A 13,160-nucleotide genomic window follows, 5' to 3' on the forward strand; every position below is an offset into this window, starting at 1 on the left:
CCCGCCGCGGAGGCGCGGCGGCGGACCGGGGTGGAGCGGGATAAAGTGGCGGCACGATGAGGATCACGCGCCGCACCCTGCTCCTCGGCGCCGGAGCCGGTGCCGTCTCGGTGCTTCTCGCCTCCTGCACGCCGGAGCCGAAGCCCACGCCGACGCCCACCCGCACGCGTGAGCCCGAGCCGCCGCCCGGCGTCCCCGCACCTGCCGGCAGCATCCGCAGCACCTGGACCACCGACCCGTTCGCCCTGGGAGCTGCCAGCTTCACCCCCGTCGGAGTGCTCGCCGACTCCCGCGCCGCCCTCGGCCGCCCGGTCGACGATCGCCTCTTCTTCGCGGGCGAGGCCACCGACGAAGACGCCCCCGGCACTGTGCGCGGAGCCATCGCCTCGGGGGAACGCGTGGTCGACGAGCTGATGGATGCCGCGGGATCGGGGGAGCGCGTCGCCGTGATCGGCGCGGGCCTCGCGGGAGCCACCGCCGCCGCCCTCCTCGCCGACAGGGGCCTGCAGGTGACCGTGTTCGAGGCGCGCGACCGCGTCGGCGGGCGCGTCTTCACCCGCAGCGACGACTCCTGGCCGGTGCCGGTGCAGCTCGGCGCCTGGCTGTTCGGCGAGGACGACGCCGAGGTGCTCGACCGGCTGCGCGCCGGCGACGTGGGAACCGTCGACCTCACCGGCTCGCTGTGGCGCACCCCCGACGGCGACATCGAACCCGTCGACCCCGTGCCCGTCACCACGGCCATCGCCGCCGCCCAGGCCGCCCCGGAAGACGTCTCGGTCACCGACGCGCTGACCGCCGCGGGCATCGACCCCGCGGATCCCTCGACCGCCGCCCTGCTCGACATCCTCGCCGCGCGCACGGGTGCCGCAGCCGACGAGCTCTCCAGCTGGTTCGCGCCGCCGCTGCCCACGGGCGACCCGGCCGCCACCCGCGACAGCCTCGTGCCGTTCGTGGAGCACGCGCTCGACGGAGTGCAGGTCGGCCTGAACTCCCCGGTCGCCCGCCTGGCCTACGACGACACCGGGGTGAGCGTGCGCCTCGGCACCGGGGAGGCCCTGTCGTTCGACCGGGTGGTGGTGACGGTGCCGCTCGGGGTGCTGCAGGACCGCAGCATCGAGTTCGACCCGCCGTTGCCCTTCGCCAACCGCGGCGCGATCTCGGCGCTCGGCATGGGGGCCATCGAGACCGTGTGGCTGCGGTGGGACGAGGCGTTCTGGGAGAACGACGAGGCCGTGTGGCACGCGGTCGGCACCGACGCGGTCATCCCCACCTGGATCAATCTGCGCCCCGTCACGGGCGAGAACGTGCTGGTGGGCATCGTCGGGGGTGCGGCCGCCGCGGAGTTCGCGGAGCTCAGCGACGACGACGCGTTCGACGCGGCGCTGGCGTCGCTGACCGTCTACGTCTGAGCCGACGCGCCGACCCGCTCGCGCGCATCGACCGCACCGGCCGGGCTGCCGCGGTCGTCGTCCGGGGGATCATCGGGCTCGGGATCCGCGTCGGTGCGCAACCGCCGCGGCAGCGGCATCCGGCTGATCAGCACCAGGGCGGTCGCGACGATGCTGAACGATGCCAGGGCCACCGCGCACGAGATCACGAACTCGGGCGGACCGCTCACCTGCCGCGGGTCGAGGAAGTAGTACGGATACCAGCCGATCAGCGGGCCACGGATGAGCGTCGCGACACCCCACAGCACCGGATACACGAGGGTGATCGGAACCACACGCCACGGCACGGCTCGATGCCCCGGAGCCAGCGCCCAGGCCGCGACCGTGACCGCCGGCAGGTAGAAGTGCAGCACCTGATCCGACCACGGCACGTCGATGCGGATGCCGCGCACACCCGCCTGCCACACCAGGATCGCGAACACCAGGCCGGCCGTGATCGTCCACGTCAGCACGAGCGCCAGCGCCACCGTGAGCCACCGCGGGTCTCGCGCACGCCGCAGGGCGAGCACCCCCGCGATCGACAGCAGCACCACGAACGCGAGGTTGGACTGGTTCGTCAGGTAGGCGAAGAAGTTCTGGCTCGCGATGGTGTGCGACGCCAGGCCCCAGGCCATGCGGTGGATGAGGGCGACGAGGCAGATGGCGGCTGCGCTCAGACGGAGCAGGCCGAAGACCGTACGGGTCCTCACCGCCGCGTCACCGTCCCCACCATCATCCGCCGAGTCTACGGAGTCCACCCGAGCGCTCGCCGCGTCGCGGGTGGCTGCGCCGTGCGCTCAGATCAGCCGACGCAGGGCCTCTTCGAGCGAGACGCCCTGCGCCTCGGCGCGGTCGCGGAGGCGCGCGTGCTCATCGGACGACAGCGGGATCCGCAGTTCGATCGGGTCGTCGTCGGGGCGGTCGAGGCCGTCGAGCAGGTCGGACGGCTCCGCCCACAGCGGTTCCGCGTACGACCCGGAGACGGGGGTGGCGGCGGGGCCGGAGGCGGTGGGCGCCCCGGTGATGCGGTCGGAACCCGCGGCCGGAGCGGAGGTCGCCGTCGCGACGGAGGTGGTCTTCGCGGCCGGGGCTGTCCTCTCGGGAGGGGCAGCCGCCGGGGAAGAGGTGGTCGCGGCGTGCGCGGCGACGGGGGCGGAGGCGGCGACCGCGGCACCGGCGTCGGTCGCGAGGGTGAAGCCCGGGCCCCGGCGCGGTTCCTGCCCCTGCTGGTACGCCTTCGCCGCCGCGTTCGCGCGCTCGTCCGCTGCCTCGTTCAAGGGGTGCCCCGCGTGGCCCTTGACCCACGAGAACGCCACGTCCCGTCCGCGGATCGCCTCGTCGATGCCCTCCAGCAGGTCGCGGTTGAGCACGGGGCCGCCGTCGGACTTGCGCCATCCGCGGCGCTTCCACCCCGGCATCCACTTCGTCACGGAGTCGATCACGTAGCGGCTGTCGCACTCGATCAGCAGCTTCTCGTCGGTGCCGGCGGTCGCGCGGAGGAGCTCGAGCACGGCCCGCAGCTCGCCCTGGTTGTTGGTGCCGTGCGGGGAACCACCGGCCGCCCAGTTGGCGTCGTCGATGTACCAGGCCCAGCCGTTCGGGCCGGGGTTGCCCAGGGCGGAGCCGTCTGCGGCGGCGGTGATGGTCATCCTTCCACCGTATCGGTGGGGGCCGACGCGGCCGCGCGAGAGGGCAGCGCGGTCAGTCCTCGGGGTCGCTGTTCTCGATCGTCGCCGCCTCGGGCGCGGGCGGTGCGACCGGGAACACGATCGAGCTCACGGAGGCCGGGGCGCCGAGGCCGAGCGTGAGGGGGTCCACCGCGGGGGCCGTGTCGAGGAGGTCGGCGTCGGAGCGTTCGAGCGGCTCGGACGGCAGAGCCCACTGCTGCTCTTCTTCTTCGGGTCGCTGCTGGAAGAGTCCCATGGAGTCCATCATGACCCCGGCCGCACGACCCGCGGTCGCATTCACACGGGATTGATCGCTTGCCCGCGGGCCGGGCTCAGGCGGGGTCGCGGGTCGAGGCGGCGCGCACGGCCTCGACGAGCGTCCGCCAGGGGCCCTCGAGCGCGGAGTCGGGCAGCTCGCGCTCCCGACGTTCGGAGGGCGTGCGCGCGCGGATGCTCCACATGAAGCGGTCGGCCCCGGGTGACGCGTCGGCGTCCTGGTCCCACGGGCAGAGGTCGATGAGCGTGATCCACTCGTCCGCGTCGGACGGCTCCGCCTCCACACGCCACTGGCGACGGATGCCCGCGATGCCGCCCGATCGCACGACGGCGATCACGACGGGGGCGTCACTCGGAGGTGCCGGGTCCTCGCTCATGCTCATAGACTCCCACGGCGCTCCACGCCCGTCGAGCCGCGGCCGCCGTCTCCTCGTCGACCGCGACGGCCGCGGCCACCGTGGCGTCGGCGAACTCCGTGAACGTGGCCGTGCTCGACAGCCCGCCCGTGAGCGCCCGGTACCAGACGGTTCCCGCGCGCTCCCAGGCGTTGCCGCCGAGGTCGCGCGCGAACAGGGCGAACGCCCGGTTGGGGATGCCCGAGTTGATGTGCACGCCGCCGTTGTCCTCGGTCGTGCGGACGAAGCCGCTCATGTGGTCGGGCTGCGGGTCTTTGCCGAGCTCATCGTCGTCGTAGGCCGTGCCGGGGGCGATCATCGACCGCAGCGCCGAGCCCTGCACGGCCTCGGTGAAGATCTCGGCGCCGATGAGCCAGCTCGCCTGCGCCGCGGTCTGGCCCTGCGCGTACTGCTCGGTGAGCGCGCCGAAGACGTCGGCGATCGATTCGTTCAGGGCGCCGGGCTGGCCCTGGTACTCCAGGTTCGCGGTGTGCTGCACGACCCCGTGTGCGAGCTCGTGCCCGATCACGGTGAGCGAGCCGGTGAAGCCGCGGAACACCTCGCCGTCGCCGTCGCCGAACACCATGCGCTCGCCGTCCCAGAACGCGTTGTCGTAGTCGACGCCGTAGTGCACGGTCGCGTCGAGCGGCGCCCCCGCGTCGTCGAGCGAGTTGCGCTGGAAGGCGGCCAGCAGCATCTCGAACGTGGCGCCGAGGCCATCGAAGGCCTCGTTCACGGCGGGGTCGTCGACCGGCGCGTCGTCTTCGCCGCGGACCACGGCGCCCGGCAGCTGCTGCGTGTTGCCGGCGTCGCTGATCGTGCGGTTCGGCGCGTCGGACAGCTGGGCGACGAGGTCGCCGTTCTCGTCGATCGAGAGGTCGATGCGTGCGCGGAACGGTGGACGACCGGCCGTGAGGGTCTGCCGGGCGGCGGCTGCCGCCCTGGGGAAGCGGCCGGACTCGGCGAGGCGCGCGAGCAGGTAGGAGGGGATGACGCCGTGCCGCGGGAGGGGTTCTGCGCTGCTCATGGTGCGACCCTACGCCCCGCCTCGGACGTTCGTCCGCTCGCTCGTCGCACCGGACGGGCCGCAGGCCCGCTCCCTCACCTGCTGACTTGAGATTGAGAATCGTTCTCAATAAGGTGACAGAGTCATGAACCTCGCACTCCTCCGGCGGGCAGCCCTCGCCCCCTCCGCCCTCCTCGTCCTCCTCGCCGCCGGGTGCGCCTCCCCGGTCGCGCCCGCTGCGACGGCGGATCCCGGTGCGCACGGCATCGACTCGGGCGGCGCCGCGGAGGTCGCTGCGCCCGCCCTCGCCCTCGCCGTCGCGGACGAGCGGGGCGCCCTCACCCTTCTCGATCTCGACAGCGAAGAGCGCGTCGTCCTCACTGACGCCGGGGCCGGGAGGGCCGCGGTGTCGGGCGATGGGCGCCTCGTGTTCCTCGCCCGCACCGACGGCGACGAGGCGACCGTGGACGTGGTCGATACCGGGCGCTGGACCGTGCCGCACGGCGACCACACGCACTCGTTCCAGGGCGAGCCGCGGCAGGTCGGCTCGCTGGACGGCGACGGAGAGGTGCGGGTGAGCGGGGCCGGTCAGAGCACGGCGATCGGCTTCGGCGGCGCGGAGGTCGTCGTGCTCCCGCACGACGACCTCGCCGGCGGACTCGACACCGCCCGGCTCGACCTGGCGCACGCGGGCCCGGTCCTCCCGTTCGCCGACCGGCTCCTCGTGCCCACCGCCTCCGGCACCATCCGGATCGTCGACGGCGAGGGCGCCCCTGCCGCCGCGGCCGAGATACCGTGCGGCGCGGTCTCCGACGCCGACCTCACCCGCGTCGGCGCGGTCTTCGCGTGCGCGGAAGAGGCGTTGCTCTTCACCCGGCAGGTGGGCGGTGAGATCGTCGGCGAGGCGATCCCGTATCCGGCCGGAGCACCCGCGGCGACGCGGCTCGACGGTCGCGCCGACCGGCCGGACCTCGCCGGCGTCGCCGGTGACGACGGTGCGTGGCTGCTCGACGTGCGTCAGCGCACCTGGACGCTGATCCCCTCCGACGTCCCGCTCATCCGTGCCGTCGCCATCGGAGACGACGCCGGTCGCACGGTCGCGGTCGACGCGGAGGGACGGCTCCGCGTGCTGGCGCCGGACGGATCCGTGCTGGCCCGCACCGAGCCCCTGCTCGCGGCGACCATCGCAGACCCGGCGTTGCGAGACCGCGTGGAGTTGCGGGTGTCCGCACGACGCGTCTACGTCGCCGATCCCGCCGCGGGAACGGTCTACGAGATCGACAACGGCGACGCGCGCATCACCCGTACCTTCAGCGACCTCGAGGCCGTGTTCCTCCAGCTCGTCGGCTGATCCAGAGTCCTCGGCGCCCCGCGCCGCCGCGCATCCGCGCACCCTGAGAAGAAAGAGAGACGAACCCATGTCCCGACCCCGCAGGCGCCTCGCGCTGGGCGCCCTCGGCGCGATCGCCGCCGTGGCCCTCACCGGATGCGCCGGAGCCTCCCCCGCGTCCGAGAACACCACCGGTGCCGCGCCGGAGCAGCACGACCATCACGAGGCGGAGACCCGCGTCGCCCTCACCTACGACGGTGGCGTGGTCGTGCTCGACGGCGACACCCTCGAGACCGTCGGCGAGGCCGAGCTCGACGGATTCCTGCGCGTGAACGGCGCGGGCGACCACGACGGCCATGTGTTCGTCACGGCCGAGGACGGCTTCCACGTGCTCGACACCGGTCTCGCCTCCGGAGCCGTCGAGTTCACCGGGGAGGTGTTCGAGGCGGTGGCCGCCGGACACGCGACCCCGCACGCCGGCCGCACCGCGCTGTTCGACGACGGCACCGGAGAGGTGCGCGTGTTCGACACCGACGCGGTCGGCACGGGCACCCTGCCGGAGTTCGACACCATCGCGTCGGAGGCGGCGCACCACGGGGTGGCCATCGAGCTGTCCGACGGCACCGTCCTGTCCACGATCGGCACGGCGGAGGCCCGGAGCGGCGTGCGGCACCTGGCGGCGGACGGCACCGAGCTCGCGCGCGACGAGCGGTGCCCGAGCGTGCACGGGGAGGGCGCGCTGAAGGGGGAGGTCGTGATGTTCGGCTGCGAGGACGGTGTGCTGCTCTTCGCGGACGGCGCCTTCACCAAGCTCGACGCCCCGGACGAGTTCGGGCGCACCGGCAACGCCTACGTGACCGACACCAGCGCCGTCGCGGTCGGCGATTACAAGACGGATCCCGACCAGGAGGGCTACTTCCTGTCGCAGCTGGTGCTGGTCGACACCGCGGCCGCGAGCCTCTCGGTGGTCGATGCCCCGGCCGAGTACACGTGGCGCGGTGTGGGTCGCAGCGCCCACGACGACATCGTGGTGCTGGGCGCCGACGGCAGCCTCACCGTGCTCGACGAGTCCGGTGCGGTGCAGGACTCCTGGTCGGTCATCGACGCGTGGGAGAGCCCGGCCGAGTGGCAGGACCCGCACCCGGGCCTGCGGGTGGTGGGCGACATCGCCTATGTGACCGAGCCGGCGAAGAAGCGCATCGTCGCGGTCGACCTGCACACGGGCGAGGTGGCGGCCGAGGCCACGCTCGACGTGATCCCGAACGAGTTCGTGGTGGTGGGTGCCGCCGGGCACTGAGCGCCACGGGACAGGAGGGGCGGATCCGGGTGGGGTCCGCCCCTTCGTCGTGCGGCGATGGCTCACCCTTGACAGGATTGCGTTCTGTATACAGAATACTGGAGAGCCCCGCGGGGTGATCCGACCCGAACTTCAACGATGAAAGAGGTAGCGAGATGGCACGTGCTGCGACACGGTATCTGGCCCTGGGCGCCGCCGGAGCGCTCGCACTCGGACTCGCCGCGTGCAGCGGTGGCGGCGGGGGCGGCAGCGTCGACGCCGACGGCAAGGCCACCGTCGTGTGGTCCACCTGGGGCACTCCGGAGGAGCTCACCCGCTACGAGGAGTTCAACAAGGACTTCATGGAGCGCCACCCCGACATCACCGTCAAGCTGCAGCCCGTGGCCGGCTACGGCGACTACCACTCCAAGCTGCTCGCCCAGCTGACCAGCAACACCGCGCCCGACGTGTTCTACGTGGGCGACGACATGATCGGGCAGTTCGTCGACTCGAACCGGCTCATGCCGCTGCGCGAGCTGATGGACTCGAAGGACAGCAAGACCGCCTACGACGACTTCTTCCCCGGCCTGTTCGGTGCGGCCGAGCACGACGACGAGGTCTACGCGGCGCCCAACGACTCCAACCCCGACGTGTTCTGGTACGACAAGCAGGCGCTCGCCGCGGCCGGCATCACCGAAGACCCCGCGACCCTGGCCGAGAACGGCGAGTGGACCACCGAAAAGTTCCTCGAGATGAACGCGGCCCTGCACGACGCGGGCCTCACCGGCACCATGTACTGGAACTACTGGGCCACCCACTGGAGCTGGCTGTCGTCGCAGGGCCTGGACGCCCCGTACGACGACAAGCGGACGTTCGTCGCCAACGAGGACGCCGACACGGTCGAGGCCATGCAGCAGTTCGGCGACCTCTTCCAGGACGGCACCTTCGTGGTCGCCGACACCCTCCCCGACGGCGCCGGTGCCGACAGCGTGTTCGTGACGCACAAGGCCGGGTTCTTCGTGCAGGGCCGCTACACGATCGGCACCGTGAGCGCGGCGGGCGAGCAGGACAGCTACGACATCGTGCGCTGGCCCACCCCCGACGGTGCGGAAGCGCCGACCGGCGTCGCCACGTCGTTCCTCGCGATCAACGGCAAGACCAAGGTGAAGGACGCCGCGTTCACGTTCTGGACCGAGTTCCTCTCCGCCGAGGGACAGACCTTCCGCCTCGAGGGCGGCGGCAACGCGGTCCCGTCCATCAAGGGCGCCGACGAGGTCGTGCTGGAGGGTGACTACCCCGCGCACGCGCAGACCTTCCTCGACATGCGCGACATCGGCTTCGAGGACTACCCCGCCGAGGCGCGCATCCCCGGGCTGCCCGTCGCCATCGCGGAGGAGTTCCAGAAGCTCTACGAGGGCAAGGTCGACGCGCAGACCACGCTCGACACGATCGCCGACGTGGTCGCGGAACGGTCGGAGAAGTAGACCGGTGACCACTCTCACCGAGAACGGACGGATGCCGCAGGCCGAGCCTGCGGCATCCGCCCCGCCCCTGCGCCCCGAGGCCGCGTGGCGCCGCCGCGACCGCCGCTGGGGCTACGTGTTCGTCGCCCCGCAGCTGCTCGGCATGGCCCTGTTCGTCATCCTGCCGTTCGGGGCCAGCCTGGTGCTGGCCTTCGCGGAGTGGGACGGGCTGAGCGACCTGGAGTGGGTGGGCTTCGCGAACTTCGCCGAGCAGCTCACCGACCCGCTCCTCGGCCGCGCCATCCTCAACACCCTGCTGATCGCGGTCATCACCGTGCCGATCGGCCTCACGCTCGCCGTGATCGTCGCGGTCGCGCTCGAACGGCTCAAGACCCGCACGCTCTACCTCATCCTGTTCTTCGCGCCCGTCGTGACGTCGACGGTCGCGGTCGCCATGATCTGGCAGCAGATGTTCCGCGCGGACGGCCTGCTGTCCACGACCATCGCCAACGTCTTCGGCATCACCCCGCCCGACTGGCTGCAGGACCCCAAGCTCGCGCTGCTCGCGGTCTGCATCGTCACGATCTGGTCGTCGATGGGCTTGAACGTGGTGATCTTCCTCGCCGGGCTCCAGAACATCTCGCCCTCGGTCATCGAGGCCGCCCGCATCGACGGCGCCGGCGCCTGGCGACTGTTCACCGGCATCCGCCTGCCGCTGCTCTCCCCGATCGTGTTCTTCTCGTCGGTGATCGCCTTCATCTCGTCGCTGCAGACGTTCGACACGGTCTACGTGCTCGTCTCCGGCGGCGGCCCGGACAACGCCACCCGCACGATCGTCTACCACATCTTCGATCTGGGCTTCGGGCGGTTCGAGTTCGGTCCGTCGAGCGCCGCGAGCGTGATCCTGCTCGTGCTGACCCTCGTCATCACCGCGATCCAGTTCGGCGCGCAGAAGAAGTTCGTCCACTACGAGGATGACCCGGCATGACCCTCCAGACGCCCTCGCTCATCGAGCCGGCCGCCCCCGCGACCGACTCGACCGTCGCCCTCACGGCCCCCGGCTACCGTCGCCGCGGTCGCGGAGGGCCCGGCGCCGACCGCGCCCGCCGTCGCCTCGGAGCCACCGCGCTCCACGTGGTGCTCACGATCGCCGGCATCTCGATGGTGTTCCCGTTCGTGTGGATGCTGCTGACGTCGTTCAAGACGCTGCCGCAGCTGCTGAAGAACCCGCTCGAGTTCCTCCCCAACCCGTGGACGGTGGAGAACTACGCCGACGCCTGGAACGCGGTGCCGTTCGGGCAGGCGTATCTGAACAGCGCCTACATCGCGGTGCTGGTCGTGGTGGGCACGCTGCTGACCGCATCGATGGCGGGCTACGCGTTCGCGCGCATCCGCTTCCGCGGCAGCAAGGTGCTGTTCATCGTGTTCCTGGCGACACAGATGATCCCCGCGCAGGTCACGCTCATCCCCTTCTACCTGCTGATGTCGCAGATCGGGTGGGTGGACTCGCACCTGGCGCTGATCGTGCCCGGCATGATCGCGAACCCGTTCGCGGTGTTCCTGATGCGGCAGTTCGTGCTCGCCCTGCCGCGCGAGCTGGAGGAAGCGGCGCTGGTCGACGGCGCGGGCCGGTGGCGCATCTTCTGGAGCATCGTGCTGCCCAACCTCAAGCCGGGACTCGCCGCGCTCAGCATCATCACGGCGCTCGGCGTGTGGAACGCGTTCCTGTTCCCGCTCGTGCTGCTCAACACCCCCGACCTGTTCACGGTGCCGCTGCTGCTCACCTCGTTCCAGGGGCAGTTCGGCTCGATCAACTACGGGCTGGTCATGGCGGCCTCGGCCATCGCGACCGTGCCGATGCTGATCGTGTTCGTGATCGGACAGCGGAAGATCCTCAACAGCATGGCCGCGTCGGGCCTGGGCGGGCGATGATGGCCGACGACCTCGACCTCGCCGGGCTCGCCGGCCGGCACCTCGACCTGATCACCGCGCCGTTCACGCTGCCCCGGTCGCGGGTGCTCGTGTTCGGCGAGGGCGACGGCGTGCGCGTGCACACCTCGGAGTACGAGCGGCGGCTGTCGGAGTGCCGCGTGCTCGACCTCGTGGAGGTGCTCGACGCGGACGGCGCCGTGCTGCCGGTGGCCGACGTGCGACCCGAGAGGATCGCGTTCGGGGCCCCTCGTCTCGCTACGCCCGCTCACGAACCGGGGGCGGGTGCGGAGACGCAGCGTGCCACGCTCACCTTCGCCGACCCGGCGACGCTGAGCATCGGCGGCGACCCCGGCCTGCGCGTGCGGCTCACGCGCCCGGACGGCCGGAGCGAGGAGCACGCGCTCGGAGAGGGACTGCGCCTCCGCGTCGCTCCCGACCGCTCGGTCACGGTCGAGTCCGGCGATCACCGGGCCGCCCTCGCCGCCACGGCCCACGTCTGGGACGACTGGTTCGCCCGGTGTCCGCGCGTGCGCGACGACCTGCAGGAGATGACCGCCTTCTGCTGGTGGGTGCTCGGCGCGAACATCGTCGAGCTGCCCTCCCTCGGCGACGCCAGAGCGATCGTGCCGTCGAAGATCGGCTACGTGGGACTGTGGCAGTGGGACGCGTACTTCATCGCCGTCGGCCTCCGCCACGGCGACCCCGCGCTCGCGCGCGAGCAGCTCGACATCGCGTTCCGGTTCCCGCAGCCAGACGGACAGCTCCCCGACGTCGTGCACGAGGTGGGCGTGCTCGCCACGAGCGACGACCTGCCCGAGAGCGACCGCGCGAACCTGCGCCGCGCGGGCTCGCAGATCGCCGACCCCACGGCGCCCGTGCCGCTGACCAAGCCGCCGCTCGCCGCATGGGCCCTGCGCGCGGTGCTGGAGGTGGAGGACGCGCCGGAGTGGGCACGGCGCCAGCTCGCCACGGTCGTCCGCTCGCAGGACTGGTGGTTCGCGGGCAGCGATCTCGACCACGACGGCATGCCCGAGTACGGACACCCCTATTCCTCGGGGCTCGACGACAGCCCGATCTTCGACGGCCCGCTCCCCACGGCCGCCCCCGACCTGGGCGCCTACCTCGTGCGGCAGGACCGCGAGCTCGCCGACCTGCTCTCCCGATACGAGCCCGGCGCCGACGTGAGCCGGTTCCGCGAGCGCGCCGAGGCGACGCAGGAGCTGCTGCTGCGCATGTGGGACCCCGAGAGCGGACGCTTCCTCGCGTTCGGCGGCGGCGAGACGCTCACGAGCGACACCGTCGTGGGCCTGATGCCGCTGCTCACCGGAACCCTGCCGGAGCAGATCGCCGGTGCGCTGCGTGCCGCGGTGGACGACCCGGAGCGGTTCGCGCTGCCGTGGGGCCTGCCGACGGTCGCCGCATCCGACCCCGACTTCTCGGAGGAGCGGATGTGGCGCGGCCCGGTGTGGGTCAACACGGCCGCTCTCGTGGCGGAGGGCCTGGAGGCGTCCGGCTTCGCCGAGCGCGCACGGCAGCTGCGGGAGCAGACCGTGGCGCTCGTGATCCACGGCGGCGGCCCGCACGAGTATTTCCACCCGCGCACGGGTCAGAAGGCACGCACGGCCACGACCGCGTTCGGCTGGTCGGCGGCGCTGTTCATCGACCTCGCCGTGACGCTGTCGCGGTGAGCCGTGGCCGGGTCAGGCGGTGAAGTAGCTGCTGGTGGCGTTGTCGAGGATGCGCTGCATGCCGTTCGTCCAGTTCAGCTTGAGGGCCTGGACGGCGGCGGGCACGTCGCCCGCCGCGAGGTGCCGGGCGATCTCGGCGTGCTCGGCGGCGACGCGCTCGACCTTCACGTCCTCCGGCACGAGCAGCGACTCGTAGCGGTGGAACGAGCTGCGCACGCTGTCGATCACCGCGAGGAGCCGGGTGTTGGGGCACGACGAGAGCATCAGGCTGTGCCACTCGTCGTCCTTCGTGATGACGAGCTGGTGCTCCACGAGCTCGTCGGCGAAGGCGTCGGCCATCTCCTTGAGCCGGGCGCCGATCGTCCGCAGCTCGTCGGGCGGGCTCAGCTCGAGCGCGAGGCTCTCGAGGGCGGCCATGACGGGCGCGAGGTCGCGGAACTCCGACGCGCTGAGCGGCACGAACCGGAAGCCCTTGCCGTTCTCGCTCTCGATCTGCCCCTCGGACTCGAGGGCGATGAGGGCTTCGCGCAGCGGTGTGCGGCTGACTCCGAGCTCGGTCGCGAGCTGCACCTCGTTGATGCCCTCGCCCGGCTGCACGAGTCCGGCGCGCATACGGGTCAGCAGCTCCTCGCGCACCTGCGAGCGCAGGTTCTTGCGTTCGATCGCCATGACCTTCCCCTTCTGCCGCCTGCCCGTCAGC

13 protein-coding genes are annotated in these 13,160 nt (G+C 72.0%); 7 read left to right on the top strand and 6 right to left on the bottom strand.

Annotated elements, in window-relative coordinates; translation table 11 throughout:
• The first annotated feature begins 56 nt into the window (after positions 1 to 56).
• Positions 57 to 1,409, top strand: a complete 1,353-nt coding sequence (locus ACFV3I_RS03180; protein WP_378822353.1) for an FAD-dependent oxidoreductase — start codon at positions 57 to 59, stop codon at positions 1,407 to 1,409.
• On the opposite strand, the gene ACFV3I_RS03185 is transcribed toward ACFV3I_RS03180, so the two are convergent.
• The 5 genes from ACFV3I_RS03185 to ACFV3I_RS03205 form a co-directional block, all read right to left on the bottom strand.
• Positions 1,400 to 2,137, bottom strand: coding sequence for a Pr6Pr family membrane protein (locus ACFV3I_RS03185; protein ID WP_378822354.1), 738 nt, complete (start codon positions 2,135 to 2,137; stop codon positions 1,400 to 1,402). The genes ACFV3I_RS03180 and ACFV3I_RS03185 overlap by 10 nt on opposite strands.
• A gap of 87 nt (positions 2,138 to 2,224) precedes the next feature.
• Complete coding sequence (locus ACFV3I_RS03190) at positions 2,225 to 3,076, bottom strand: ribonuclease H (RefSeq protein ID WP_378822355.1); 852 nt, start codon at positions 3,074 to 3,076, stop codon at positions 2,225 to 2,227.
• A 52-nt stretch (positions 3,077 to 3,128) separates the two neighbouring features.
• Positions 3,129 to 3,395, bottom strand: coding sequence for a hypothetical protein (locus ACFV3I_RS03195; protein ID WP_378822356.1), 267 nt, complete (start codon positions 3,393 to 3,395; stop codon positions 3,129 to 3,131).
• A 31-nt stretch (positions 3,396 to 3,426) separates the two neighbouring features.
• Complete coding sequence (locus ACFV3I_RS03200; RefSeq protein WP_206251976.1) at positions 3,427 to 3,747, bottom strand: protealysin inhibitor emfourin; 321 nt, start codon at positions 3,745 to 3,747, stop codon at positions 3,427 to 3,429.
• Positions 3,719 to 4,792, bottom strand: a complete 1,074-nt coding sequence (locus ACFV3I_RS03205; protein ID WP_378803226.1) for a M4 family metallopeptidase — start codon at positions 4,790 to 4,792, stop codon at positions 3,719 to 3,721. The genes ACFV3I_RS03200 and ACFV3I_RS03205 overlap by 29 nt, the downstream gene beginning before the upstream one ends.
• Before the next feature lie 124 nt (positions 4,793 to 4,916).
• Here ACFV3I_RS03205 and ACFV3I_RS03210 point away from each other — a divergent pair, with 124 nt between their 5' ends.
• The 6 genes from ACFV3I_RS03210 to ACFV3I_RS03235 all read left to right on the top strand — a co-directional run bounded on the left by ACFV3I_RS03210 (position 4,917) and on the right by ACFV3I_RS03235 (position 12,460).
• Entirely contained in the window at positions 4,917 to 6,122 is a 1,206-nt protein-coding gene (locus ACFV3I_RS03210) for a hypothetical protein (protein ID WP_378803227.1), read from the top strand.
• A 67-nt stretch (positions 6,123 to 6,189) separates the two neighbouring features.
• Positions 6,190 to 7,398, top strand: a complete 1,209-nt coding sequence (locus tag ACFV3I_RS03215) for a hypothetical protein (protein WP_136036832.1) — start codon at positions 6,190 to 6,192, stop codon at positions 7,396 to 7,398.
• Positions 7,399 to 7,553: 155 nt separating this feature from the next.
• Positions 7,554 to 8,861, top strand: a complete 1,308-nt coding sequence (locus ACFV3I_RS03220) for an ABC transporter substrate-binding protein (RefSeq protein WP_378803228.1) — start codon at positions 7,554 to 7,556, stop codon at positions 8,859 to 8,861.
• Between the two features lie 4 nt (positions 8,862 to 8,865).
• On the top strand, positions 8,866 to 9,828 hold the full coding sequence (locus ACFV3I_RS03225) for a carbohydrate ABC transporter permease (protein ID WP_136036830.1): 963 nt from the start codon (positions 8,866 to 8,868) through the stop codon (positions 9,826 to 9,828).
• Entirely contained in the window at positions 9,825 to 10,772 is a 948-nt protein-coding gene (locus tag ACFV3I_RS03230) for a carbohydrate ABC transporter permease (protein ID WP_136036829.1), read from the top strand. Before ACFV3I_RS03225 ends, ACFV3I_RS03230 begins: the two co-directional genes overlap by 4 nt.
• Positions 10,769 to 12,460, top strand: a complete 1,692-nt coding sequence (locus tag ACFV3I_RS03235; RefSeq protein WP_378803229.1) for an amylo-alpha-1,6-glucosidase — start codon at positions 10,769 to 10,771, stop codon at positions 12,458 to 12,460. The genes ACFV3I_RS03230 and ACFV3I_RS03235 overlap by 4 nt, the downstream gene beginning before the upstream one ends.
• Positions 12,461 to 12,472: 12 nt before the next feature.
• Here the strand turns inward: ACFV3I_RS03235 and ACFV3I_RS03240 are convergent, their stop codons facing one another.
• Positions 12,473 to 13,129 (bottom strand): GntR family transcriptional regulator, encoded by a 657-nt coding sequence (locus ACFV3I_RS03240; RefSeq protein ID WP_136032984.1) that lies wholly within the window; start codon positions 13,127 to 13,129, stop codon positions 12,473 to 12,475.
• Positions 13,130 to 13,160: the final 31 nt, after the last annotated feature.

Source organism: Microbacterium sp. NPDC059771, assembly GCF_042732495.1.
Taxonomy (GTDB): domain Bacteria; phylum Actinomycetota; class Actinomycetes; order Actinomycetales; family Microbacteriaceae; genus Microbacterium; species Microbacterium sufflavum.